We start from the raw sequence: 25,322 nt of genomic DNA on the forward strand, positions 1-25,322 counted from the left end.
CTGCTGCATGGTTTTCACCAAACAACAATAGATTTATGGTCAAACAACTCTTCTATAGGCCCATTGTGCTCCGGAGTGAGAATACATTTGCTATTTAATGTTCCCTCTCTAATCTGTTCAGTAAAAGTCACGATCCTTTCCCAAGTAGTGATATGTTGCTCATCGGATACTGTCTTCGGGAAATGTAGGTCATTCCAGAACACTATTTCGATATCATGTGACTGGTTTGGTCCATCCACCCAAATGTAAAAGCACATATCATCTGCTTTCATAAATGAACCACGCATTGCATGTTGGATAAGGTTATCTGGATCGGCACTGAGCTTTTTCAGCGCAACTGAAGTTAGAGGCACGGGCGTTTCAACGTTCTCATTGGCAATACAAATAATCTCAGGGTTATTTACGAAATTTTGAATTACTTCTATGGAATGGTGTAGGGAGTCATTGTCAAGTGACGTGATAAACACCTCCGTCGCTGCTCCGTCCCATGGCAGCAGGATAAACTTCGCTTTCGGCCATAGTTGCTTGGCTAGTTCTACGTGTCGCATTATGCGCTTTGTATGCCAGCTAACGACCAAGTTCACCGGGAAGTGGCGAACGATGTACGAAAAACAGAAAGCGAGTGTCCATCACTCCGGTGCAATGCCTTGTTATGAGGCATTGCGCAGACCTAAATGAACGTTGGATAGACGTGTAACCCCTTGCCCACAATCCTGATTCTACTGCCGACCGGTGGCTTTTGCCCAAGCCGCTCGCTTGAGACGGCGAGAAAGTCGGCCCCGTTTTGAATGTAAATATCGAGTATGCTGACAAACTCGTCGATTTTGGTTTCGCGGTGAATTGAGCCATCGACTGCAATTTGGTTATCCGTTAACGGGAAGACCCCGGACAACGCATCGTCCTTATCCAGTCCGGACTCGACGGAGGTGATCTCGTCGAGTTCATATTCTGCGATCGCGTCAGAGTGAAGCAACAATTGGAGTCGATCATATGGGCCAACCAGCACTGCATCAAGTGTCTGACCGTTGTGCGTGATGGAACCAAAATGTCGATCGTGGTGACCATCCATGTGGTGAAGCGTGTTAATCGTGACGCCCATTGGTGTGATTCGACTGTTGAGTCAAAGAGAAGCGGTGTCATGTTGCCGCATAACGACGACAATCACCGGGTTGCCGCCAGCGACGTTGATTTCAGATTCGCCCCGGACGGCAACTCTGGTGCATTATATTGTTATGTATCATTCAGTTAGGCGTTCGTGTAAATCTTTGACGCCCGGCATCTGATCATTGATCTGGTTTGCTTCATCGAAGACGCGGCGAGCGGCAACTGAGTCACCAGAAGACTCGAGCACCAGAGCATATATTAGCACATCCATCGGGCATTGGTGATCGCTGGAATACGCTTGTTGCGCAAACTCACAGCCACGCTCAAAATCGCCTGACTGGATTAGCAGTTTCGCGAGCATGCGCATTGGGGCGGTTTCAAAGCGTGCGTAGCTGGTGACTTTGATTGAGTAATTGTCGAAGTAATCTTCGAGCAATTCGCGAGCTTTTTGGTGGTTGCCAGCGTTGATGAATGCTTCGGCGCAATCCGCCCATTTCTGTGGACTGACGCCCATGCCTTCATGCGGGCCGTTGGGATGTGATTGCAGCTCCTTCAGACGATCTTCAGCGGCGCTTTGATGATCGCCCAGCGATTGGCGCGCGCGCGCGCGCCAATCCCGCGCGCCGGGGAATTCAGAATCAATCGCGAGAGCGCGATCAAAGTCCGGAATGGCATTGGCATCTTGGTCAAGATTCAACAGCACCATTCCGCGCTCGAAGTACGCCTGTGCGTTGTTTGGATCAACGGTGATAGCGCGCGTCAGGAGGTTCAGCGAACCGGTGTAGTCCTCAGCGTCTGACAAGTCGATCGCACGATGGACGAGTTCAGTTGAGTCAGGCATACGGCTCCACTTGACACATAACGTTTCAAATCAGCGGCAGTAGATAGCCTCAAACTCCACACCAACGACTCTCAACCGTCCGCTGCATTTGAGTTATACGGCGATCGAAAAACTCCATTTTACCTTAAGACTCTGGTTTAAGAGACATGACCAGCCATTTCCACTAACCAATCTATAAACTTCAGAATCAGCACTTCTTTCGGGTGATTTTCTAGATACACTGCTGAATAGTTAAACCCGTCTAGCATCACATTGAGGGGTTGCACAAGAAAACCTAACGCTACATCATCTGCAACATGAACAGTGCTGCATAATGCTATACCTTGACCTGCGATCGCTGCTTGAATGGCTAAACTTTCTTCGTTAAATTTCAGTCCGTGGTCGGGGGCAACAGTGTTCAATCCCGTAGCGCTAAACCAGTTTTTCCAATCAGGAGCATCGATTCCAAAGTGAATCCACTCAAAATGCAGCAGGGGATAATGCACGACATCATCCGGTTTTCTAATTGGATGGTTGTTCTCCAACAAACGTGGACTACAAATGGGCACGAACCTATCAGACATCAGCGGGCGAACTGCTAGTCCTGGATAATTCCCTTTGCCGTAGCGAATGGCTAAATCGACTGTTTGCCGCTGTAGATTTACCACATCGTTTGAGGTTTGTAGTCGTAGATCAATTTCAGGATGCGTCCGTTGAAACTCAGCTAAACGAGGAACTAGCCACTTAGCTGCAAACACCGTTGTCACGCTTACCGTTAACGTCGTGGATATTGGAACTTGCTTTAATTGGGTAATCGCCTCAGCAATTGAATCCAAGCTTTCACGTACAACCGGATATAAAAGTTGACCTGCTTCTGTCAGCGACAGAGGGCGAGGACGTCGGCGAAACAAAGAAACTTCCAGGTAATCTTCTAGTAATTTGATTTGATGGCTAATTGCCGTCGAGGTGACATCCAGTTCTTCAGCCGCTTGCTGAAAACTCAGATGCCGCGCTGCCACTTCAAAGGTATGCAAAGCGTTAAGTGGGGGAAGCGATCGCATCGGCTTGTGGGTGAATTTCTTTCATCTTAAGCCTGAATATATTGAATTTGCAATATTCCTCTATCCCTTGTTATTCTTCAAATTAAGGGAATAAAACAGGTTTTCAATCGCTCAAGACCTGCATAAAACTCATCTAAAGCTACGTATCTAAGCAAACTCCTTGGGTGTGTCCCAACTAAACAATCGCGTTTGTGTGTGCAGTGAACATTGTGCTCAGCGAAGTCTGTTGGATTTTGGAGCATTGAAAACAGGTCACTCTTCCTATTTCAAGGAACTTTTACAGCTTATCAGGAGGACTATCATGTCTGACACTCTATCCATTGGTGGAACAGCCAATATTCGCGCGATCGATGCGACGAATTTTTCTGTTGCAATGACTGGAGTTTTTGATGGTGGTGTTTATGCTAACACTACCTCAGCCACTGACTCTCCAGATGACAAAAAGCACCACCATAACTGAATCGATCGTAACAATGATGGAAGCCAGCTTAGCCCCCATTCAAGCACTTACGGCATCCTCACTCTCCAACACTTTCTACCGGAACCCGAAGCCTGGTTCCCTCACCCTTCTTAGAAACTTACAATCATGGCTACTATTCTAAAAATTGACGCCAGTGCACGTGTCACTCGTTCCCTGAGCCGGGGATTAACGACGGCTTTTACACAACAATGGTTGAAGTCTCGACCTAATGATACTGTCATTACACGCGATGTAGGACTGAATCCACCACCAGTCGTGAGCGAAGCCTGGATCGCCGCTGCCTTCACTGCACCTGAGAAGCGTGCGCCTGAACAAATAGAAGTGCTTAAGATTTCTGATCAATTGATCGATGAACTAGAGCCTGCTGATGTCATTGTGATTGGTACACCAATGTACAACTACGGTATGCCAGCATCTCTGAAAGCCTGGATCGACCAGGTGATTCGGATTGGACGTACCTTTTCCTTTGATTTGGCGCGTGGTGAACAGCCAATCGAACCTATTTTGATTGGCAAGACTTTAGTGATTCTATCTGCATCAGGAGAAGGTGGATTTAAACTTGGCGGTGCTAATGCGGCAATAAACCACCTTGATCCTCACATTGTGGTTGCCTCAAGACTGTTTGGAGTTAGCAAACACCACGTTATTCGAATTGAATACCAGGAATTTGGGGACGATCGCCATCAGAAATCGATTCAATCGGCCTATGGGGCAATTCCAGACTTGGTGCAACAGATCACACAAAAGATAAAAGATTAAATCGATGATGACAAATCTGCCAGATGACAAATCTGCCATCCAGGCGTTGATTAATTCACAGTTTGCTAGCTTGAACTGGGCAGCCGACCAGACAGCTCACTGGGCAGCCTTTGAAACAGGGTTTGTGCCAGAAGCTCAGTTATTTCATGTCTGTAGGACTTTGAATACGGGTCTCATAAGCTAATCAGCATTTAAATTTCCAGACCGATTCATGGCCTGACTGGGTTTCAGCGCACAAATCCTGCAACTTGAATGTACATCAGCTTAAAAGCAGGCCATATAACGTGGAGTTGTGCGGCTGGACAGCACTTTTTCAATGTTAGCGCCCCTAGTTTTAAGCTCAGCCGCTCCAACGATTTGTTATGCAGCTCAAATTAGCTTTAGATCGGCCCTTGTGTATCTCCTTGATTTAGCCTCAGCATCAAGAACCGCGCGGAGAGCTTCGAAAAACTCGCTCTTGCAAGCTGGATCGGCACTGCCTCCGTCATCTAATAGACTCATCCCGCTGAGTTCATCAGCTATTAGCCTCTCGGGCATATACTCCCATCTACGCAATAAATATTCATATGCTGCCAAATAGGCTTGCTCAACTGTGATTTTGTCTAAGTATTCAGTCATCTACATTAAATAATTATTGGCCTACAGTCTTTCTTGCTCCCGTGAGGTACGGCGAGGAGCTTAGACTCATTGCTACAAAAGGATTTCAGGTTCGGGACCGCACCTCATCCGCCAGGGAAACGCTATATTATACGTCGTTCCTATTATGCTGCTCCCAGTCATTCCAATATTTCTTGCATGCTTGAGACAAAGTAGCAAACGAAATTGGAACACCGTTGTCCAACTCATAATAAGCATCCATGTAGCTTAGTCGTATTATGCCTTCAGTACAGCAAACTGAGATATAGCTGTGCTCATTTTTCGCGCTTAGGATTTCGAGATCACATTCGCCCAATGACTCAGGCTTAATAACAGTGTCGGAGCTTTTGAAAGGACTATATGATATGTCGCTACAATCGCGAAGGTGAATCAATAGAAACTTAGATCCGGTAGCTAATAATTCACAGAGATATTCTATTTCGACTTTTACAGAGATGTCTCCAGGACCAACATTACTGAAAGCAACAATGTTGCCATCGTGTAAAAGGTTCCAGATGTCAATATTGGCTTCCATTTGTGCTTAATAATCAGTACGCATAACGGCAGAGTTGTGCGGCGACAGGATTCTAATTTTGGTCAATATCTTTGCTTCGCCGCAACAACGCAGTATTAGGTTTTAATCTTCAATCCTCGATTATTTCTCCATCTGTATTTACGCTGATATTCACGACGTTGCTTCGTAACTTCATATAAAACTATTCCCGACGTTGTACCCAGATTAAGACTTTCGACCATGCCAAACATTGGAATACTTACACACATATCGCTGTGTTCTACAGCGAGGTCGCTTACACCCTTGGCTTCATTACCAAACCAAACAGCCAACTTAGTGTAAATGGTGTAGTCAGCTTCATCTAGATCAACGTTTTTTCTGCCCTTTCGATGTGGGGATGTGACTATAGACACAAAGCGATTTTGTTTGAGGTGCTCAAGACAGGCTTCAGTAGTATCAAATCTTTTGACAAAACTCCATTTGATTGCAGAAACAGACGTTTTTGAAAGCGATTTCTTCTCTCGCATTTCTTGCCAATTGTCTGGCAAGGCTTTTCTTGGGTCTACAATATAAGCCTTTTCCACGCCTAAAGCATTTACATTCCTTATGATGGTGCCAATGTTCTTGATATCGCGTGGATCTTCAATCACAGTAATTAAATTTTTACACCTGTATTCTTTTATTTCATCTGCGCGTTGTCGGGCAGAACTCTTTTGATTTTCCTCTGTTTCCATATGACTTATTATGCTTTGACGCCTAACGTTGCCCATCACCCGCAGAAAATAACTTCTGCATCATACCGAGCCACTTTCGGCGGTCGGGGTGCATGGGCGTTGTTAGGCTGAGATCGTTTGCTTCGGGGAATTTATGAGCGGCTCTACCAGCTCAAGAAATACACGACTAAGGCGCGTTAGAACCCCGTGTAGAAGCACAATTAAGAAAATTGCCTTATGGTGATCGATAGTTTTTACTTGAGCCACATTATGAAGGGAGTGACTGCCTCTACACTTGAAATGTGAAGCAATCTCGCTCAAAAGTGAGAATTTAAGCTCATAATTTACAACTGATTCGACAAAGCTTCTTCAAGAACTTCTCGTTCTACAGCACCAGCCATAACTTGATCGCCCATTACTAGGAAAGGAGTTCCATCAATACCTAGCTGGTCTGCTAGTTGCATATCTTTTTCAATAGCTTCAGCAGCAGCACTACTATTGCGATCTCGATTGAATTGATCCAGATCTAAATTCAATGATTTTGCTAGTTCTACAACAACGGTATCATCTAAGCGTTCTTGTTGTTCGAACAACAAGCCATGATATTCCCAGAATTTTCCTTGTTGACCTGCTGCCCATGCAGCTTGTGCAGCAGGAACAGCTTCAGGATGAATATTGGCTAATGGATAATGCTTGTAAACTAATGCCACTTCATTAGCATGGTCTGCTACGAATGCTTTCAGAGATTCATGGGCAACAGCACAGTAAGGACATTGAAAGTCAGCAAACTCTACCATAAGCAACTTCCCTTTTGAATCGCTGGTTATTGGGGAATGACCGATCAATTGATCTGGATTTGATTGAATTTCCTTAATGTAAGCGCGTTGTGCTTCTTGCTGGGCCGCATACTGTTGTTCTTGATATGTTTCTACTGACTCAAGAATAACCTCTGGGTGATCTTTTAGAACCTGAATAATTTTCAACTCAAGCTCTTGGCTATCTAAACTTAAGGCCCGAACTGGTTGACAAGCTGCAATTACCACCAAATAAATAATGGCAAGGATGCATAGAATTATTCTCATGAAAGGTGAATATCTTCGAATCGTATCACTCATGATTAATCTCCAAAGTAATCATTAACGTTTAACTGACCCATTAAAGGGAGCTTGTTGTTTTGCATACTTCGCTGGTTTACGCCTTAACCCAGCATACGAGTGATTTAACTACACTGCCTTCTTTTTGAACCCATCACGCAAGAGATTGAAACCGATCAGTTTTTTGGGACTAAGTCATGTAAATGGGTGCTATCGGAGACAGGATTACGGCGGGCTTTGATCGAAATCCGGACTCGGTGAGCCGTTTGAATTGATGGGATGGTGCTCCCAGCGACGCGCATATTGCCTGCGTGCGCAGCGTTCGATTGCTTTGCGCGCATTTACGCGGCACGTGTTTGCTTTGGCGGGCCTGTCGAATTTCAAAGAAATTTTGAAAATTGAAGCGCGCTAAGAGAGTGTTTAAAAAGTTTTCTAGCCGATATTTTAGCTACTTGAGTTACCCAAAGTGACTACGACAGAATAGGCTTTACGGTTCTCTATCAGTCTGTCTGGGTAGTCTTTGCTGCGCGAAGCAACCCCTTTAAAACATCCTCTAACTAGCAATTAAAGCGTAGTTAACACACCTGATTCGAGAAAGTACCCGTCAGGGTGACTTGTGTAGTCACCCAGCTTAAATTCAAAGCCAGCTAACGGCTGCGAAGTGAGCGGTGCGACAATACCTTTGAGGTAAAAGGATACCCGTGATCCTCGTAGCATCTGCCACCACTGAGTTGTTAGCCACTCACTCACGGCTAAGCCTACATCTGGGCAGGAAGAACCGCCGCAACCCAGAAAGCAAGCGTTTTGAAGATTAAGCGATTTTGCAGCAAATTGAGAGACCCACCAAGCTTGTGCTTGTGAATGTTGGATTTCGTGGAGCATAGATGATGAGTTTTGTCCCAAAAAGATTGAATCATTCAACCCAACTTATGAGATCATTTTGATCGCACTAGCGTTTCACCGAAATCAACGCTTACACATGCATATTAATGTCCGACCGTTTAGATATCCTGGTGTATCAGAGCAGGATCGGTGAGTGTGATTTAGTTGGTCATGAGCTCCTACGCATCGCCCTGCACTTCTGTCGTTACAATAGGCACCACAATTCTTTGTTCCATTATTCCCAAGTTCCATACTAACTTCACCAGGACGCCTATATAGAGACTGTACTACAGAAATATCTCCAGTGCTAAGCGTCGTTGGTAGAGGACGACCAACATCACCGCTACAATAATTCATCACAGACGCATTGTCATAACTCCCATGCGGAATTCCATGTTGCCGATATACCGCATCGCTTGGGTCTTCATTCGCACAGTATTGACTATTTACATTCTCGGGTCGCGCTTGTTCGTGCAGTAATCCAAGCGCGTGACCAAATTCATGAATTGCAATTGATCGAATACAGCGCTCTCGCCTTCCACGGCAATTGGTAAACGTTTCCTGAAACTCGAAGTTCAGCCACATACTTGGCCTATGTAAAACGGAATCTGTACCCACGTAGCTCTTCGGACCAGTGTCATCGATAGCTATCGTGATACCACTGAAATTTGGCGGGCACGAATAATAAAACCAAACAAACACACCGGAATGCTGCATCCATGTTTGTTCGATTGAATCTCGCACCCAGTCCTTTTCTCTGTTATACGAATCTTCGGCACCCAAAAAGCATGCGCCTACGATATTTGATGGCCAATACCTACCACGGTAGACAAATCCCGACGATGGCGATATTCTATCTTCTGTTTCGTTTCTAACCGAATCTTGAGCAGAAGCAGAACTATGTGGAAATGGAAATCTAGGTCCTCTAAACCCATCGCTTAAGGATGTAAGGATTACAATTATAAACGCTAAAATTACTACAGCAACCTTACTGAACCGACTTTGCATTCTCAATTTCCTCTAATACTGGCGTTGTACGCAGAAGTCGGGTAAGGAAGTAGGTTTTAGATATAGCCCGCTTCCTCCACTTAGAATTGTACGTACAACTTTCACTTTATACAGCTCAAGCAAGGTCTTGAAACTCAGTGTTTCCCATTCTTAACAAGCTTGACAGATTGTCCTGATGGTTACGTTTACAAACTGAAGCTTGCACCTAACTCTTCATGCTCAGTTGATTTTCATCTCACCTTCACTCAAGGCCATCACCTGTCCCATGTGCACCCTTTCGGGTTGGGTATTCACCGCTCTGCTATGAATTTCGGTTACCTTTCGGTTGACAGCTTTCGCTTCTTGGGACGGCCTGTACCCGCTGGAGAATTCAGCTTCGGTTGCCCTTTGCTTACCTAAAAATGAAGCTATCTTCAGGACTCTGTCGGGGTTACCTCGTTCCGCACGAGGTGGAGATTTGATTGCCTTAGGAATCCTCTTTAATCTGGGGGCGGTGTGTTTTTAATCAGCATTTAGCCATTGCCGATCCCCATGTGCTTCAATATTCTCGTATCAGACATTTCGGGCACCTAAATTAGGTAAGCCTCATCAAGGTTTCACTTGCTTTATCCTTAGCAATCTTGCCCTAGCCCGTACCCTCTTGTTGGCTCAGAAGATACTGTGACAGTTAACCTCGTCTGCTGATACTGCCCTTCCATTACTGATCGAACATTCCGAGGCGGACATCCACCTGAACACTGGCGGGGAAAGACATTTAGGAGTCTCTCCACCCACCCACCCACCGAACGACTTCGAGTCGCGCGCCTAACTTGTAATTCAGTGTCAGATCTGCTGGATAAGATCCAACCCTTTAGATCTTATCCAGCAGATCTGCGTGATAACACCCCTATTCATAGAACTTATACCGAATTTCTGCTGTATAACTCCGGGAATCCAGGGTGTTATCCAGCACTTCTGACAGTTAAGTATAGGAAATAGGGATCTTATCCAGCAGATCTGATAGATAAGCATCCCTATACGGGAGTTATACAGCATTTACCATGGCACCACCCAAGCCGCCGCGCTTGCTCGATCAAGTTAGGGAAGTTGCTCGCTTAAAGCATTTCAGCCTTTCAACTGAAAAGTCTTATATCCACTACATTCGAGATTTCATCCTGTTTCATAACAAGCGACATCCCAAGGATATGGGAGCGCCTGAAATCAGGGCTTACCTATCACATTTAGCGATTCACCGTAATGTGGCGGCATCAACGCAAACCGTTGCTTTAAGCGCTCTACTATTTCTATATCGTCAAGTTCTAGATATAGAATTACCGTATATAGATGATATTGAACGAGCTAGACGACCTCAGCGCTTACCGGTTGTATTTACCCGCTCAGAAGTAAAGCGAATTTTAACTAACCTAGACGGCATCCAACATCTAATAGTCAGTCTGCTCTACGGAACGGGCATGCGCTTGATGGAAGGGCTACGTCTACGTATTAAGAATTTAGATTTTGAGTATCACCAGATTACAGTGCGAGATGGCAAAGGCCAAAAAGATCGCCTTACCATGGTGCCGAACTCGCTAGTTGGTCCATTACAACTCTTTTTCTTTTGGAAGATGGCTATGATATCCGCACCGTACAAGAGCTATTAGGCCACAAGGATGTGAAGACCACAATGATTTATACCCATGTGCTTAATCGCGGTGGACGTGGAGTACGGAGTCCATTGGATTCGTAATCAACGGCTATGTAAGGTTGTTAGCGATCAACTCTGTTGTGAACTATGTGCGCAAAGCTATATCTATGGCTTGACGTGAGAAATGTCTTAGCGGTACTTTAGTTCTCACGCCCTTCGGGGCATGACTACAAAGCTCAATATTTAGCACTGGCGGCAGGTGCCGCTAACACCGAACCGCCAGCTAACCCCCGACTGAACCAGCAGTCCGAGGCTTGGGATACTTTATCCTATTGCTGCCCCGGTTTGCATCACATAATCGGGGCAGCTAAATTTGAGCTTTGGTTTCTTACCGAGCCGCCAGACTGTAGTGCTTTAGCTACAGCTTTCAAACGCGGCAACGGTTTAACAACCCTACGTTTGGAGACCAAAGCTTATGTTTCTCGATATGACTCAGGGCGCTGTTGCGTCCACATTACCTGTTAGCACCGCACCGTTGCCCGACCATCAATACGAAACCGTTCGCCATCTGCTGTTTGGCAGCCTTACCGCCGTGCGACTGACCATTCAAGACCTGCACAAAAAACACTACGCTGAGCCCAACGATTGGAGTAAACCCATTTCCACCGGACGGCCCAATGAAGTGATGGCCATTTTGACCAAACGGTTGGCCATCAAGCAATAGACGAGGTATAAACTTGGTGCGTTTTGCGATCGCAGCTTTTAACGGTCCATACAGTTTTTAACGATCCATACCGTTTTTAACGGTCCATTACGCACCCAGTTTAGAGACTGGCTGAGGGTCTATGTACGCCTTAATGCCAGAACATTTACAAAACAGCTTTGGAATTGGTTGGCGTCAGCTGTAAATACAATCCTGGCACCACCAGCAACGCAATCAACGTCGCCGACAACAACCCAAAAATAATCGCCATACACAGCGGGAACCACTGAGCATCACTCAGCGCCAACGGCAACAGACCAATAATAGTGGTAATCGATGTGGTCAAAATTGGTCGCAGTCGATCGCTGGCCCCTGCCGCTGCCGCATGGCGTACATCCAGCCCCTCTTTCCGTCGCTCGTTCATCGTCTCCACCATAACAATGGCATCATTCACCACAATTCCGACTAGCGCAATCACACCAATCATGGCCGGGAAAGAGAACGATAGCCTCAACAAGAAGAACCCAAACAACGTACCAATTAAGGCAAAGGGAATGGTGAGAATAATAATCAACGGCTGAGTGTAGGAACCAAACTGCAACACCAGCACCGCAAACACCAAGAAGATGGCCACCACCAGCATCTGACCCGCAGAACCAAACGTTTCACTGCTGGTATCCGCATCCCCACCAAACCGATAGGAATACCCCCGAGGCCAGCGGTCAGCATTGCCCTCATCGTTGGGGTCATACTGCATTGCCTCTAGCTTGGGCGTCAGTTCAGCCAGGATTTGGGAGTCATAGAAGTCCTGCCCCGGTATCACCTTAGCCAGTACCGTTACGCTGCGCTGAGTATCACGGTGGGTGATCGCCAGGGGTACAGCGCCTGGCACTTCTTCCAACAGGGCATCGGGCGATATGGCTTCACCGTCTGAGTTGATAAACCGCATCGTGGCAAATTCATCCAGGCGAGAAGGCCCACCAATCCGACCCTGTTGAGATGGCCACTGGGTACTTAGGCGAATTTCAAGATCCTCTTCACCACTGCCAATGGAGAAGTCACCCACATCGTTATCAATCATCAGATAACGTCCCTGCAAACCCACTTCATCCTGGCTGATGCCATAAAAGTTAAGAGACTCCCGCTTAGGCACAAGCTTATAATCTTCTCGTAGATTACCCAGGTCGTCACGCACATCCATGGTGCCTGGAATTTCTCGCAGTGCCTGTTGTACTTCGCTGGAGATTTCCCTTAGGGTTTGTAAGTCGTCACCAAAAATCTCGATTTGAATCGGATCAGACCCACCACCAGACAGTGGAAACCCTGTACTCAATACAGCCCCTGGGTAGTTACGGATAATCTCTTTTTCTAGTTGAACTTTGAGGTCGTAAGCATATTTAAAAGAATCTCGTGCCCGCTGGTTACGATCCACTAAGACTGCCGACAGACCGACAAAATAATCGGCATTGCCCGGTTTAATTTCGCTGGTAGCAACCAGGTTACTGCGCTTTCCCACTAGCTTCACCACACTTTCAAACACCTTCTCGCCATTGGGGTCACTGTAGTTGCGCACCACTTCACCCATGCGATCGGCTACCTCTTGAGAGGTTTCTAAGGTAGCGGCTGGGGGCAGTTCCACATTGAGGCTGAGTTTATTGTCGTCGCTAACGGCAAACAGAGAACTGGGCAGCTGGCTAAATAAAAGAATGGCACAGACAAACAGCGCGATCGCACTTGCTGTCCACAAACGAGCCACATGACGATTGGGAATGGTCATGCGTAAACTCCAGTGGGAAAACTTTTCAGATGCAGCTTCCGTTAGACGGTCGACGTAGGTTTTAGACTCACCGCTGCCACCTTGATTACCGAGCAGAAATCTGGATAAGGGAATCACCGCCAACAGGGCCAGGGCATAGCTCATCACTAAACAGGTAATGGCACTAATGGGAATCAGCCGAATATACTTACCCAGGGTGCCGGAAATGGCCATCAGTGGAGCCATGGCCAAAATGGTGGTGAGCTGTCCGGTAAAGGCAGGCGATGCATAGGTTTGCACAGTTTTAATGGCCGCTTTAGGAAAGCTCAAACCCTGTACAAAAATGCCATCGTGCAGCCCCTCTAACATGAGAATAAATACATCCACCAAGAGTCCCAGGGCTAAGATCATCCCCACGGTGACCATGGTGTTGAGGGTGTAGCCCAGCATCCAGAGGATAAACAACACCCCGGCAAAGGTCATGGGAATCGCTAAACCTGCAATCAGTGCCTCTCGCCAGGTCAGGGCCACAAACAAAATGGCAAAGACTAACAGCGATGCTTGCAGGACGTTACTACCCAAATTTGCCAGGTCGCTGCGAATGGTGTCGGCATCATTGGTAAGCACCTGATAATCCATGCCATGGAGCCAGATACTGGGATCATTTTTCACCAGCTCCATTTCTGCCAGGACGTCTTCGATTACCTGAATGGTGTCGCTACCAGCAACTTTGACCACCTCCAGGTTGATGGTGGGGCTAAACTCACTCCCTTCCCAGCTTAAAAAGGCCCGTTGGGTTTCCCGCTCCAGTCCCTGGTAGACGTCGGCCACCTCCGACAGCAAGACCACCCGATTCTCATCCAAGCGGGTTACGGGCAAATTCTTTAAATCTTCCAGGGTACGAAAACGACCGTATAGACGCACCTGGGCCCCAATCTCATCATCCCGCACCAGGTCCCAAGAGCGGTCAATATTGCCCCCCTGGATGGCATCGCGCACCTGGGTGGCGGCAATCCCCAAGGTGGTCAACCGGCTGGGAATCATCTGTACGTGGATCACTTCGTCGCGCTGACCGCCTAGATTTACCTCTCGTACGTTTTGAACAGATTCCAGGCGTTCTTGTAAATCTTCTGAAGCCTGACTGAGTAAGCCAATGTCTAACCCCTCTCCTGTTAGCGCCAGGGTGAGAACCGGTGAATCCTGCTGGGATAGCTGCTCAAAATCTGGCTTTTCACGTCCGGTGGATTCTTCAGGGAGTTCTGTCTCGGCGTCGTCAACTTTACCCCGCAGTTCTTGAATGGATTCTGCAACGGGAGATTCTGCCTTAAAGGCAACATTAATAATGGAAAATGAATTGAAGGTGGCACTGGTAAAGTCATCTAGACCTTGAAGACTTTTGATTTCTTCTTCTAGCTTGTCTGTGACCTGATTTTCGAGGGTCTCGGCATCGGTCCCCCCCCAGGTGGTGGTGATCATGGCCCGAGCAATTTTAATTTCGGGATCGCCCTCTTTCACCATGGAGAAATAGCCCATCAGGCCCCCCATCATCAGCATAAAGCAGAGGAGAATGGCAAAGATCTGCTGAGTAAAGAAGAATTCCATCCAGGCGGGAACTGACGAGATATCAGCACCCTTCTCAGTTTCAGGAGCAGCCGTAACGCGCTCGTCAATTTGCATAGTGCTTAATTTCGGTCAACAATCTCGACGGGGGTGCCATCTACCAGACGGTTTTGGCCTTCGATTACCACCAGCTCACCGGGTTCAATACCAGAGAGAATTTCTACGCCAGATAATCCTTCAATCCCGCCGGTAATGCGTCGCTGTTGGACGGTACCATCAGTTTCATTGACGACAAAGGCATAATATTGCTGATTTCTGGAGACTAGAGCCCCGAGGGGTAAAACCACGGCATCGTTATCGCGAGCCACTTCAATCCATACATAAACCCGGCCCCCTACCTTTAAATTACCGACCTGTTCCAGGTTTCGAATCGTGATTTCAGTGCCCCGACTGCCAGGTGTTTGGGAAGGGCTAACCGCAAATACTTGACCACCACTGCCCCGCTGTCTAGCAATATCAAGTAATCCCTGGGAGTTAGCTCCAGCTGCCTGGAGCGCACTGACCTCTTCTTCTAAGACAACATAGGCTCGCTGACCGGGCTTAATCTCTCCGGCTTCCCCTGCCTGTAGTTCGATCTCTACTTCAAAGGATTGAGGATCAACTACCACGATGGGGGCAGACTCAATCAAATCTTGGGGGCTGCTTGTATTGAGATATTGGGTGCTCCAATACTCTCCTTCTCGAATGTTGATATAAGCCACCACTCCATCTAATGGAGAGACTAACTGTGTATCTTCTAGGTCAACGGCACTTTGATTAAGGCGAGCCACTGACGCATTCACCCCTGCTTCGGAAGAACGAATGCTCTCGCCGGCAGAGCGGACATCTTGTTCAGCGGTCTTCAGGGCGGCGGCGGCCTGGTCTACTCGGTTGATGTAGGCGTCGCGATCGCTTTCCGATACTGCCCCCTGCTCAAATAAATTCTCATAACGCTGTAACTCAGTCTCAGCCAGGGCCAAGTCCGACTTGGCCTTTTCTAGATTCGCCTGGGATTGCAATAAACTGGCTCTGGACTGGTTTAGTTGGGTTTCTGAAACTTGGATATCCGCCTCAGCGGTAGCAATGCTAGATTCCTGTCTGCGGGCATCAATGGTGGCCAGCAGCTGCCCCTGGGAGACAAAATCTCCTTCTCGCAGTTCGATGCCATCGACCTTAGCCACATAAATAATGTCACCACTGGCCTGAAAGTTAAGTATCCGCCGTCGGACTGGCCAAACGGAACCTTCATCAAACACCCATCCCTGAATTGGCCCTTTTTGCGCCCTGAGCACCCTTATGGGTAAACGAGATTGATTGGTTGCATCGTCTGTTTCTTCTAATGGGGGAGCGGCTGTCAATGTTTGATAGGCTTTTACACCCACAAATCCAGCTACCACTAACATAGCCAGAGCAACGGCTGGCCACAGCGGTTTCTTAGACTTACTACGCCATTTTGGCAAAGCACTGGACTGAGAAGCCGTATCTGTAGATGGGGGAGGCGTTTCGACTGCCGTCTCTACATTAGTATTTGATAAATTATTGGATGACTGCTCAATCGGCGGTTGAGGGCTGATACCGTCAGAGGACATAGAGTAGGTAGTTGCGAAACTGTAACTATGGAACGTCCCGGATTAGATTTGCCTAATGTTGCCAAATAAATTTACTGAATGCTAGTCAACAAAGCACAAGTACACAGAGTTTAACATCTGATTTTCAGGTCACCTAATGTCATGTTTTATCGTGTTAACGATGTTAATTGGAGCGGTGACTGAGATAGCTACCGATCAGAATAGCAATAAAAATAGAAGAGTACATCTGGCCTATAATAGCTTCCAAATTTGTTAATACTTGGGCAACTTCACTTAAAGGCACAATATCGCCATATCCCAAAGTAGTCAGGGTGGTAAAACTAAAATGTATTGTTCTGAGATAAGAGTCTACTCGTACAAGTGGTTGAGAGAAGGCATTAGCATCTAAAGTGTTCACAATGCCATACAACAACGCCCAGACAAACCCAATCAATAAATAAACACTAATACCACCTCGCACAATATCTATGGTGACTTCGGGCGTAGTAAAGATATCTCGACCAATCCAGTAGGCGGCTCCTGCTAAGTAAATGGCAAAAACAATTTGAGATATGAGGCTAAATGTTTGATTCAGATAAAAGCCCCCGTTCAGGGTAGAAATAACTTCTAAACAGAAGGCAATAATTGCGATCGCGCCATAAATGGCCAATAACTTTCGAGGTAGTGGAAAGCTGCTGATGATCAGCATAATCGTATACAACAGCAGCGAAATCAGGAAAATATTACCAATCCCAGCCTGCAAAAATGGCGATACCACAAAGGTTATCGCCAGTACAATTAGCAACTGTCGATATTTTTGCTTTTTGTTTTCTTGAAGAGATTTCATACAGGGCATTAACTCTGGAATACCCCGATATTAATGGAGGATGTAATCTAAGTAGCAGCTATTTGCCAAACATCATAATATAGCTGAAGTCGATATCAATTAATCTAAGTAGGAATGCCTATGGAGGGTGGTAAACTCTGAATCCTTCAGTAGGTCAGTTCAAGCCTTTATAAAATGCAAGCGAGCTGTGTAACATCTGCGAGTTTGCTGCCAAAGCCAAAATTCTAGGGGCTTTCATTGGGTATTAGCTTTTAGCTTTTGGCTTTACCCTGGGTGCATTAATTCTGTTCTTTGGATTGTTGTCAGTTAGTCTTATCGACAACTAAAAGGTCAGGACGATCAGTTCAGTGACCTGATAACGTTGGAATATCTCTGTAAAACTTCTTGCCATTGAGTCCCTCCCTGAGCTACAGCCGCTTGATGCTGTTCTGCTACCTGTTGGGGGGCATAAAAAAATTCATTCCGAACCTGGACGCGCACCAAGTTGTTGATATCAGGTTCACTATAGTACCAGTTGCAGCCCAAATCTGGTGTAGGCTCCGATTCTGTTTTTAAGTTTTCTCGATTTTGTATCCACCAATCCAAGAACGGAGACAGATCAACTCCCACTGTAAAACTACTGAATTTGTAACTGGGTAGTGCCGATGCTTGCCATTCAGATTTTAGAGACATGGGACCTAATATTTTGTGTCAATTACGAAGCTATTGCGAGCAATGTCACTGACGTTCAAGTAACTCTATTGAGCCAGAGACCTTAACCGTTTAACCCTGTGGTTACGTATGTCCTGCACCCGCATAATTTGTGTAGGGCTCAGGGATGTTAACCAGAGCCGCTCACCCACCAGCATGATTTGGCAGGGCTCAGGGATGTTAATCAGAGCCGCTCACCCACCAGCATGATTTGGCAGGGCTCAGGGATGTTAACCAGAGCCGCTCACCTGGAAACATGGGAAAACATGGACCCATGGTTTAGAACTGCGGACTCCACTATGTAATACGTTCAAATATTCAAAGTTCTAGATCTACGGCAAATTAGCGCAACTCTTCAGCGGAATTGCGCAAGTTTTCTCGGAACTGCCCTCAATCCACCGCTCTCTGGTGATTGATATAGCTGCGATCGCAACCTATTTTATCAGCTCTCAATCTCAATCCCCTTAGCCCAATAAAGGACCGCCTACCTTAATGGTCCTTTAGGCTATGTTTTGATTTTTGCTGATAGCGCCCTAGTATCACGAGGTATCGAAAATTTACGAGACGCATCAACTTTCATAGATAGTTACTATGGTCACAGATAAAACGATGCAAAAGGTTGATATATAAATTTTCGGATGAATATTATGAAAGCTCTCTACTGACAGTGGATAGGAGAAAAATGAGATTAACACCTTTAGGTCTTCTTTATGTTTTATTAGGATTTGATGAGGGTAGCTGTAAATGAGCGTGGGAATATTACCACGGTATACAAGGTGGAGGAGTTTTAGAGTCTTAGAACTTTTCGACAGGAGGAGATCTTCTAAGATGGCACATGCGGCATCTAAATTTCTCTGCCTTGTATACGCCCCTAACTAACAATCTCGATAGTGTTCTTGATAATGTGGGTAATCTATAACAAGAATATTTAATTTAACTTTTTTAGTTAAATTAACCGCTAAACAGTAGGTGTTATCAGGCAAAGATTGAATCATACTCAAACATTTTTTCAAAACCCTTTTTCTAAACAGCTTATCCAGAAATCTGGATCATTGTTACCCATCATTCTGTATATATACCGTTTCGTCGCAACCTATGAAATCAACTATTGATGCACTCCTTGTGGAGGATAGCCCCTCTGATGCTCAGCTAGTGAAAAAAATTATCAACTTAGCAAGTGTTGACAAGCCTATATTTCATCATGTTCGTCGCTTTAATGAGGCACTGACTGTATTAGAAGTTAATACCTTTGATATTATTTTGTTAGATTTGCATTTACCGGATGGGGAAGGCTTATCTCTAATTAAACGATTAAAGCAGTTGGCACCTCAGACACCTATTGTTGTGCTCACGGGCCTCCAGGATCAAACGATTGTAGAGGCCGCGCTTCAAGCAGGCGTTCAGGATTATGTGGTCAAATCCGATTTTTTCTCTCCAGCTTACCTAAAGCAACTAGGCTATGTTAATGTGGGCCATCAACTTGTTCAACGTATTCAGTATGCAATTAAGCGAACAGAATCTAGCCAAAGACTCAATCAAGATCAAGAACGTTACGCATTAATTGCTCAGGAAGCGAACGATGGCATTTGGGATTGGAACTTAACAACAGACTCTATTTACTATTCTCCCCAGTGGAAATCCCTCCTGGGGCTAGAACATATACCCCTTAGTGACAACCCTGATGAATGGCTATCGCGCATTCATCCAGAGGATCAAGATCTCTTTGATAAAAAGTTAAATAATTATTTGCAGCAGCAGCAGCAATCCCCATTTCATTGTGAGTATCGCATTCAACATCAAAATGGGGATTATCTTTGGGTGTTAACCCGGGCAACAGCCATGTGGGATTTAGCCGGTGTTGCTTACCGTCTGGTGGGCTGTCAAACCGACATGAGTATTAAAACGCAGTTGGCCCACACATCCCAGCAGGGCCAGGATGCTACTCGATCAGCGCTGCACTACATTGCGATTGGTATGCTCTCTAATTTAGCCAACCTTCACCTCGAACAAGATCAGCCAGATGAAGCGGTTTCCCTATTAGAAGGAACCTTGATGATGCGTAAATGGCTCTTAGGCAATGACCATGTTGATGTAATGGCAAATGTTTATCAGCTTGCCACCCTTTATGATAATCAAGGTCGTTATAAGAAAGCTAAGTTTCTTTATCAGGAGGCATTAGCTCTATTTGAAGAGAATTTGGGGGAGCATCACCCGACTACAAATCTAGTGCGAATTAAGGTGCTGCTGATTACTAGAATGAATGATGCTATGGGTGTTTAAGAGGGTGGTTCTGGTTCATGGATGCTCCTATTCTTCTAGTGGAAGATTCATCGACAGATGCGGCTATTATGCTCACAGCTTTTAGATGTATTGGTTATGCGGGACATATAGAGATTGTTAAGGATGGTATTCAAGCCCTTAACTGGCTGGAACAGTTGCTCAGGAATGGGATGGCCGATTTACCTCGGCTAATTCTGTTGGATCTCAACTTACCCCGTAAATCTGGCCATGAAATGCTACAGGAAATCAAGGGCCATCATCAGCTGCGAAGGATCCCAGTAATTATTGTTTCTAGCTCTTCGCGGGAGGATGATATTGCTAAGAGCTATGAGCTATATGCAAACGCCTATATTGCTAAACCAATTGTTCTCGAAGAGTATAAATTAACGGCTCAGCATATCTATGATTTTTGGCTTAAAACTGCCAAGGTACAGTTGCTATAGGTGATGTATATGGTAGTAACTTAAACACTCCTATAAAAAATACCCTCTAGCAGCCAAAACCTATAGCTACTAGAGAGTATTTGCTAATGGAATATACGAAGTAAGGCATCTGCCGTGAAAAGACTTGAGTACCTATCCTGTAAAATACTAAGTCTACTACCTTTGTTTCGTATACAAGATTATTGTATCTACTGTTGTTAGGGGTAGAACTGCCTAAATATTAAGACAGCCTGAAAGGTTGCTACCATTGTGAGTACGAAGGGGATACTACAGGTGCTGACGTTAGGGAATGGGCATCGGGCGTCGAGAAAATAGCTGGTGCTTTATGTAACAACTAACCCTTTGGCATTCCAAGGGTAAAATAAAAGGCTGAGCCCTGTCCGGGTTCTGACTCTAGCCAGATGTGGCCTTGATGTCGTTCTACAACTTTTTTGCAGACGGCTAGACCGATGCCATAGCCTTCCTTTTCTTCGCGGGTATGCAAACGTTGAAACAGACCAAAGGTTCTCTCTTGTTGTTCTTTGGGTATACCGATGCCGTTGTCTTGCAGACTAAAAGTCCATTGATTGTTCTTCCATTCAGCACCCATATGGATGCGGGGAGGTTCAGCCCTTCGAAACTTAATGGCGTTGCTAATCAGGTTCTGAAATAGCTGTAGTATCTGGGGTTCATCTACGTTAAGGCTGGGTAGGACATCATGGGTGATGACCGCTTGAGATTCTTCAATGGCAGAACTTAAGTTTTTGATAGCAGCGGTCAATACTTGCTCAAGCTCCACAGCTGTAAAGGTAATCTCACGATGGGTAGCCCGTGAAAAGGCCAAAATGCCATTAATTAACCCATGCATGCGGATGCCACCCTCGACAATATGACCAATATAGTCATGGGCCGTGGCGTCTAGATGCTTACCATAATCCCCTTCTAGCAGTTGTGCAAAAACAGTCATGGCCCGCAGTGGTTCTTGTAAATCATGGGAAACGACGTAGGCAAACTGTTCTAGATCCGCATTGGACTGTTCTAAGGCTTGGGCACGGTTGGCCAGTTCACTTTGAGCTCGTTGCCGTTCTAGAACTTCGGCTTGTAGTTGCTGGTTGGCTTGTTTAATTTCAGTAGTTCGGCCTTCAACTAATTCTTCCAAATGCTCTTGGTAGCGAACAAGCTCGGCCTGAGATTTGTTGTGTTCTGTGACATCGCTCAGCACTGCTAAGGAACGAGGCAAGATGCCGGACGTACCCTGTTCAACGGTTGCAGATAGTAATACATCACGAATACTACCGTCTTTGCATATCCATTGATATGGAATATTGTGACAAACTCCATTCTCCAAAAAATCTGGCATAACCACATCTACAGCGTATTGACGAGACTCTGGAGTCAGAAACTCTGTAAATTTACGGCCAATCACCTCGGTATGGTCATATCCAAACGTTTGCAGCCAGTGATGACTGATGCTAACTAATTCGTCTTCATTGTTGATAGAACATAGTATTGCTGGAGTGCTTTCGTACAGGTTGCGGTAGCGTGCCTCGCTATCCTGTAGCTCTTTTTCGGCAGCTTTGCGATCGCTAATGTCAATCACTGAACCCGTTAGCCGTACCGGATTGCCCGATTCATCCCAAATAGCTTGCCCCCTGGCATAAACCCAACAATAGTCGCCGTTTTTTTTACGCATACGGTATTCTGCCTGATAAGGAACCCGATGCTGTAGATGGTTATTCAAGGCCTCCATAACCCGACCATAGTCATCGGGATGCAGCTTCGATTCAAATGCAGTATGCCAATTTTGAAGTTCATCTTGATCGTCTTCATACCCCAGAATTTCTCCATATTGAGGCGATATATAATTCTCATTGGTTAGAATATTTCGATCCCAAAGACCCACCCGAGCCCCTTTAACCGCCAGATCGTAGCGTTCTTGACTGGCGGTTAATTCAGCGGTGCGCCCTTGTATTTTTTGTTCTAGAATCTCATTGGATTGACTTAACCTGGTCTCAGCGGCCTCTAAGCGTAGCTGAGTGCGTTTAATTTCATCAATATTGACAAACGTGAGGATCACCCCATCAACTGTTTGATTTTCTGCCAAGTACGGGTGAATCCGCATCAGTAAATGGGGTCCCTGGTGCTTGACCTGAACCTCTTGTTCAATAGTCTTTCTCTGCTCTTTAAATTGCTCTAGCACAACCAGCAAATCAAGATTCTCCAGGTTGTGAGATAAGTGCCCAATGGGTCGACCCACATCGTTGGCAACCAGGTTATAGGCAACAGTAGCCGCAGACGTATATTTTCTAATTCGCAGCCCATTATCTAGAAAAATGACGCCAACCTCAATGTTGCTTAGCAGATTATCTAAATCATTATTGAGCTCAGTGAGACTTTGAATTTTAGACTGGTACTCAGCATTGACAGTATAAAGCTCTTCGTTAACGGACTGTAGTTCTTCGTTAGTACTTTGCAGCTCTTCGTTAGATGCAATTAGTTCTTCATTAGTGGCTTGTTGTTCTTCGTTCGTTGTTTCTAATTCTTCAATAGTGGCCTGAAGATTTTCGCGGGTATGCTGCAAGTCTCTCTCTAATTGCAACACATATTGAGCAGTATCGTCACTGGTCTCAAACTGATTTGAAGGTAGGGCGGTGTCAGGCCCGCTCTCCTGAGAAATGACTATTAAAAAAAACTCACCTGTCTTACGATTGGCAGCCTGGCGGCTCACTTCTACATTTACCGTCAAACACTCGTATTCAGGCTCTTTAATCTGGTAACTGTTATAGCAAACTCTACTGTCTCTTCCCTGGCAGATGCGGTGCAATGCAGTACTGAGCGGTAGCTGTAGTGACTGCGGAAGCATCTCGATTAGATCATTCGATTGTCTGCCATCGGGCACCCTTAAGAGACTTAATGTGTCACCACACACATACAGCAATTGCATCTGTCGATCGACTAGTAGACAAGTGGCTTCACGTTGATTTAAGAGAGTCTTGAAAGCTTGCTCCAACAGCGGATCAAAGCGAGAGTTTTTATCTGAAAGAGCAACTTGAAGCTGGGGTCTATTGATCTTTAAGGCCGCAAACGCTCCTGTGGATAAGGATAGCTTGACATCTCTCAATTTCTGATAGATTTTCCACTTCCGGTGTAAAGTGTCAAACTCTTCTTCAAGAATGCCTAGGGTTTCTGACTCACCCAAGAACAGAATACCATTGACGTTCAGGGCAAAATGCAGATTTCTCAAGACTTGAGCTTGAAGATCAGTTTGCATGTAAATCAGGACATTACGGCAAGTCACCAAGTCCACCTGGGTAAATCCCGCGTCTTTAGCCAAATTATGATTGGCAAAAATAATCATCTCTCGAATTGCTCGCGATACCTCAAAGGAGCCATCATTCCTAGAGGTAAAAAAGCGACTGACACGAGCTTCACCGATTTCATTAACAATTGGTGCTGGATAAATCCCTAAGGATGCTTTATTCAAAGCAACTTGATCCAGATCCGTAGCAAAAATCTTAACTTCGATAGACAGCTGGCGTTGATCCAGCAGTTCTCTGACTAAGATGGCCATGGAATAGGCCTCTTCCCCCGTGGCACAAGCTGTAATCCAAATACGCAGCGTCTGTCCTGAGGAAAATCTGTCAAGTAGTTCAGGTAGAACATTGTTTTCTAAAAATTGCCACGCCTCTGCATCTCTAAAAAAACGTGTGACAGTAATCAATAAATCATTACGCAAGCAGTTGCGCTCTTCTTTTGAGGCGTTTAATCGACTGATATAGCTATCTAAATCTTGATAACCTGCAATCAAACATCGTCGTCGAATACGTCGAGTAATCGAGCTGGGCTTATAATGACCAAAATCAATATCATCATGTTGCTCAATGATATTGATGATTTTTTGTAGCTGGATAGGGATTAGCTGGTTTTGCAGATTATCCCGTAGGTCTTGCAACCCGTTCGGGGCGGTCACTAATTGATACGTCGTTTGAGCCAGTTCACTGGCAGGCAAGATTAGATCAACAACTCCGGTGGAGATAGCGCTTTGGGGCATGCCGTCAAACTCAGCTGTTTCTGGAGCCTGGACCAGGACAATGCCACCCTTTTCTGAGATTTCCTGAATCCCTTGTGAACCATCGCTGCCGGTTCCTGATAGAATCACGCTGATAGTCTTCTCTCGACTCTCCAAAGACAGAGATTTAAAAAATAAGTCGATGGGTAAATTAGGCTGACGACCCCGACCTCGTTCCTGTGGCGTCAGATGCAAACATCCGTCCTTGAGTACCATATTTTGACCCGGTGGTATCAAGAAAACAGTATTAGGGCATAGGGACACCTGATCTGTCACCTGTTGAACATCCATGTCGGTATGTCGTTTGAGCAGTTCACTCATTAAGCTTTTGTAATCAGGTGACAGGTGTTGAACAACGATAAAAGCAGCGTTACTATCGCTGGGCATATTCCCAAAAAAATCTTCGAGGGCACGCAACCCACCTGCAGAAGTACCAATACCGACAATCAAAAAGCTAGTGCTAGTTTGTCTATCAATCGTATCTACCATTGATGTGTTCTAGTCAGGGGGGACAGACAATTTCTCAAAATAATAGGAACGTTTCTAATGGCACCTCAGTATATTCTCGGAATATTTCTATTATTTTTTCTTTTTTCTTCCTTAGCTTTTTAGCGTAACAGAGCAAGAAACATTTGGTTGATCAAACCTAGAGCTTTTTATGATTCTTTTATGATTGAAATCTTCTCAATCAC

19 protein-coding genes and 1 pseudogene are annotated in these 25,322 nt (G+C 45.6%); 7 read left to right on the plus strand and 13 right to left on the minus strand.

The window, feature by feature from the left end; all coding sequences use genetic code 11:
• Window positions 1–14: 14 nt before the first annotated feature.
• The 4 genes from QGP82_RS15835 to gcvA form a co-directional block, all read right to left on the minus strand.
• Complete coding sequence (locus QGP82_RS15835; RefSeq protein WP_163668588.1) at window positions 15–548, minus strand: hypothetical protein; 534 nt, start codon at window positions 546–548, stop codon at window positions 15–17.
• Between the two features lie 122 nt (window positions 549–670).
• Complete coding sequence (locus QGP82_RS15840) at window positions 671–1,099, minus strand: hypothetical protein (RefSeq protein ID WP_499060188.1); 429 nt, start codon at window positions 1,097–1,099, stop codon at window positions 671–673.
• 138 nt (window positions 1,100–1,237) lie between these two features.
• On the minus strand, window positions 1,238–1,945 hold the full coding sequence (locus tag QGP82_RS15845; RefSeq protein WP_499060189.1) for a tetratricopeptide repeat protein: 708 nt from the start codon (window positions 1,943–1,945) through the stop codon (window positions 1,238–1,240).
• A gap of 137 nt (window positions 1,946–2,082) precedes the next feature.
• Window positions 2,083–2,985 (minus strand): transcriptional regulator GcvA, encoded by a 903-nt coding sequence (gcvA, locus tag QGP82_RS15850; RefSeq protein ID WP_163668594.1) that lies wholly within the window; start codon window positions 2,983–2,985, stop codon window positions 2,083–2,085.
• Between the two features lie 301 nt (window positions 2,986–3,286).
• Here gcvA and QGP82_RS15855 point away from each other — a divergent pair, with 301 nt between their 5' ends.
• The 3 genes from QGP82_RS15855 to QGP82_RS15865 all read left to right on the plus strand — a co-directional run bounded on the left by QGP82_RS15855 (window position 3,287) and on the right by QGP82_RS15865 (window position 4,409).
• Window positions 3,287–3,445 carry a hypothetical protein gene (locus tag QGP82_RS15855; protein WP_499060190.1) on the plus strand — a complete coding sequence of 53 codons (159 nt, stop codon included), beginning with the start codon at window positions 3,287–3,289 and terminating at the stop codon, window positions 3,443–3,445.
• Between the two features lie 126 nt (window positions 3,446–3,571).
• Window positions 3,572–4,225, plus strand: a complete 654-nt coding sequence (locus QGP82_RS15860) for an FMN-dependent NADH-azoreductase (RefSeq protein ID WP_499060191.1) — start codon at window positions 3,572–3,574, stop codon at window positions 4,223–4,225.
• A gap of 4 nt (window positions 4,226–4,229) precedes the next feature.
• Window positions 4,230–4,409 (plus strand): hypothetical protein, encoded by a 180-nt coding sequence (locus QGP82_RS15865; protein WP_499060192.1) that lies wholly within the window; start codon window positions 4,230–4,232, stop codon window positions 4,407–4,409.
• A 1,082-nt stretch (window positions 4,410–5,491) separates the two neighbouring features.
• Here QGP82_RS15865 and QGP82_RS15870 read toward each other — a convergent pair.
• The 4 genes from QGP82_RS15870 to QGP82_RS15885 all read right to left on the minus strand — a co-directional run bounded on the left by QGP82_RS15870 (window position 5,492) and on the right by QGP82_RS15885 (window position 9,072).
• Entirely contained in the window at window positions 5,492–6,109 is a 618-nt protein-coding gene (locus tag QGP82_RS15870; protein ID WP_499060193.1) for a TrmH family RNA methyltransferase, read from the minus strand.
• Between the two features lie 323 nt (window positions 6,110–6,432).
• Complete coding sequence (locus QGP82_RS15875; protein ID WP_499060194.1) at window positions 6,433–7,203, minus strand: DsbA family protein; 771 nt, start codon at window positions 7,201–7,203, stop codon at window positions 6,433–6,435.
• Between the two features lie 543 nt (window positions 7,204–7,746).
• The gene (locus QGP82_RS15880) at window positions 7,747–8,064 is read right to left on the minus strand and encodes a hypothetical protein (protein ID WP_499060195.1); all 318 of its coding nucleotides are present in this window, start codon (window positions 8,062–8,064) and stop codon (window positions 7,747–7,749) included.
• An 84-nt stretch (window positions 8,065–8,148) separates the two neighbouring features.
• Entirely contained in the window at window positions 8,149–9,072 is a 924-nt protein-coding gene (locus QGP82_RS15885) for a M12 family metallopeptidase (RefSeq protein ID WP_499060196.1), read from the minus strand.
• A 1,040-nt stretch (window positions 9,073–10,112) separates the two neighbouring features.
• Here QGP82_RS15885 and QGP82_RS15890 point away from each other — a divergent pair.
• Together QGP82_RS15890 and QGP82_RS15895 are read left to right on the plus strand one after the other, a co-directional pair.
• Window positions 10,113–10,798: pseudogene (locus QGP82_RS15890) on the plus strand (phage integrase N-terminal SAM-like domain-containing protein).
• 373 nt (window positions 10,799–11,171) lie between these two features.
• A complete protein-coding gene (locus tag QGP82_RS15895; RefSeq protein ID WP_163699156.1) occupies window positions 11,172–11,420 on the plus strand; it encodes a hypothetical protein in 249 nt (82 codons plus the stop codon).
• Window positions 11,421–11,565: 145 nt separating this feature from the next.
• Here QGP82_RS15895 and QGP82_RS15900 read toward each other — a convergent pair whose 3' ends face one another.
• The 4 genes from QGP82_RS15900 to QGP82_RS15915 all read right to left on the minus strand — a co-directional run bounded on the left by QGP82_RS15900 (window position 11,566) and on the right by QGP82_RS15915 (window position 17,841).
• Window positions 11,566–14,832 (minus strand): efflux RND transporter permease subunit, encoded by a 3,267-nt coding sequence (locus QGP82_RS15900; protein WP_499060197.1) that lies wholly within the window; start codon window positions 14,830–14,832, stop codon window positions 11,566–11,568.
• A 5-nt stretch (window positions 14,833–14,837) separates the two neighbouring features.
• A complete protein-coding gene (locus QGP82_RS15905) occupies window positions 14,838–16,343 on the minus strand; it encodes an efflux RND transporter periplasmic adaptor subunit (RefSeq protein ID WP_163668606.1) in 1,506 nt (501 codons plus the stop codon).
• A gap of 163 nt (window positions 16,344–16,506) precedes the next feature.
• Complete coding sequence (locus tag QGP82_RS15910) at window positions 16,507–17,169, minus strand: potassium channel family protein (protein ID WP_250565113.1); 663 nt, start codon at window positions 17,167–17,169, stop codon at window positions 16,507–16,509.
• Window positions 17,170–17,508: 339 nt separating this feature from the next.
• Window positions 17,509–17,841, minus strand: coding sequence for a hypothetical protein (locus QGP82_RS15915; RefSeq protein WP_163668610.1), 333 nt, complete (start codon window positions 17,839–17,841; stop codon window positions 17,509–17,511).
• A 1,113-nt stretch (window positions 17,842–18,954) separates the two neighbouring features.
• On the opposite strand from QGP82_RS15915, the gene QGP82_RS15920 reads away from it, so the two are divergent.
• Window positions 18,955–20,139 carry a PAS domain-containing protein gene (locus tag QGP82_RS15920; protein ID WP_499060198.1) on the plus strand — a complete coding sequence of 395 codons (1,185 nt, stop codon included), beginning with the start codon at window positions 18,955–18,957 and terminating at the stop codon, window positions 20,137–20,139.
• Between the two features lie 17 nt (window positions 20,140–20,156).
• Window positions 20,157–20,582 carry a response regulator gene (locus tag QGP82_RS15925; RefSeq protein WP_499060200.1) on the plus strand — a complete coding sequence of 142 codons (426 nt, stop codon included), beginning with the start codon at window positions 20,157–20,159 and terminating at the stop codon, window positions 20,580–20,582.
• Between the two features lie 334 nt (window positions 20,583–20,916).
• Here the strand turns inward: QGP82_RS15925 and QGP82_RS15930 are convergent, their stop codons facing one another.
• Window positions 20,917–25,119, minus strand: a complete 4,203-nt coding sequence (locus QGP82_RS15930) for a chemotaxis protein CheB (RefSeq protein WP_499060201.1) — start codon at window positions 25,117–25,119, stop codon at window positions 20,917–20,919.
• Between the last annotated feature and the right edge of the window lie 203 nt (window positions 25,120–25,322).

Source organism: Leptothoe sp. LEGE 181152 (assembly GCF_032906605.1).
Taxonomy (GTDB): Bacteria; Cyanobacteriota; Cyanobacteriia; order Phormidesmidales; family Phormidesmidaceae; genus Leptothoe; species Leptothoe turfae.

What these genes read in the sequence shown, in the direction of transcription:
- QGP82_RS15925 (WP_499060200.1), top strand. Translation starts at nt 20,157, where the DNA reads ATGGATGCTCCTATTCTTCTAGTGGAAGATTCATCGACAGATGCGGCT.
- QGP82_RS15930 (WP_499060201.1), bottom strand. Translation starts at nt 25,119, where the DNA reads ATGGTAGATACGATTGATAGACAAACTAGCACTAGCTTTTTGATTGTC.
- QGP82_RS15880 (WP_499060195.1), bottom strand. Translation starts at nt 8,064, where the DNA reads ATGCTCCACGAAATCCAACATTCACAAGCACAAGCTTGGTGGGTCTCT.
- QGP82_RS15905 (WP_163668606.1), bottom strand. Translation starts at nt 16,343, where the DNA reads ATGTCCTCTGACGGTATCAGCCCTCAACCGCCGATTGAGCAGTCATCC.
- QGP82_RS15865 (WP_499060192.1), top strand. Translation starts at nt 4,230, where the DNA reads ATGATGACAAATCTGCCAGATGACAAATCTGCCATCCAGGCGTTGATT.
- QGP82_RS15875 (WP_499060194.1), bottom strand. Translation starts at nt 7,203, where the DNA reads ATGAGTGATACGATTCGAAGATATTCACCTTTCATGAGAATAATTCTA.
- QGP82_RS15870 (WP_499060193.1), bottom strand. Translation starts at nt 6,109, where the DNA reads ATGGAAACAGAGGAAAATCAAAAGAGTTCTGCCCGACAACGCGCAGAT.
- QGP82_RS15900 (WP_499060197.1), bottom strand. Translation starts at nt 14,832, where the DNA reads ATGCAAATTGACGAGCGCGTTACGGCTGCTCCTGAAACTGAGAAGGGT.
- QGP82_RS15840 (WP_499060188.1), bottom strand. Translation starts at nt 1,099, where the DNA reads ATGGGCGTCACGATTAACACGCTTCACCACATGGATGGTCACCACGAT.
- QGP82_RS15910 (WP_250565113.1), bottom strand. Translation starts at nt 17,169, where the DNA reads ATGAAATCTCTTCAAGAAAACAAAAAGCAAAAATATCGACAGTTGCTA.
- QGP82_RS15845 (WP_499060189.1), bottom strand. Translation starts at nt 1,945, where the DNA reads ATGCCTGACTCAACTGAACTCGTCCATCGTGCGATCGACTTGTCAGAC.
- QGP82_RS15860 (WP_499060191.1), top strand. Translation starts at nt 3,572, where the DNA reads ATGGCTACTATTCTAAAAATTGACGCCAGTGCACGTGTCACTCGTTCC.
- QGP82_RS15895 (WP_163699156.1), top strand. Translation starts at nt 11,172, where the DNA reads ATGTTTCTCGATATGACTCAGGGCGCTGTTGCGTCCACATTACCTGTT.
- gcvA (WP_163668594.1), bottom strand. Translation starts at nt 2,985, where the DNA reads ATGCGATCGCTTCCCCCACTTAACGCTTTGCATACCTTTGAAGTGGCA.
- QGP82_RS15920 (WP_499060198.1), top strand. Translation starts at nt 18,955, where the DNA reads ATGAAATCAACTATTGATGCACTCCTTGTGGAGGATAGCCCCTCTGAT.
- QGP82_RS15885 (WP_499060196.1), bottom strand. Translation starts at nt 9,072, where the DNA reads ATGCAAAGTCGGTTCAGTAAGGTTGCTGTAGTAATTTTAGCGTTTATA.
- QGP82_RS15835 (WP_163668588.1), bottom strand. Translation starts at nt 548, where the DNA reads ATGCGACACGTAGAACTAGCCAAGCAACTATGGCCGAAAGCGAAGTTT.
- QGP82_RS15855 (WP_499060190.1), top strand. Translation starts at nt 3,287, where the DNA reads ATGTCTGACACTCTATCCATTGGTGGAACAGCCAATATTCGCGCGATC.
- QGP82_RS15915 (WP_163668610.1), bottom strand. Translation starts at nt 17,841, where the DNA reads ATGTCTCTAAAATCTGAATGGCAAGCATCGGCACTACCCAGTTACAAA.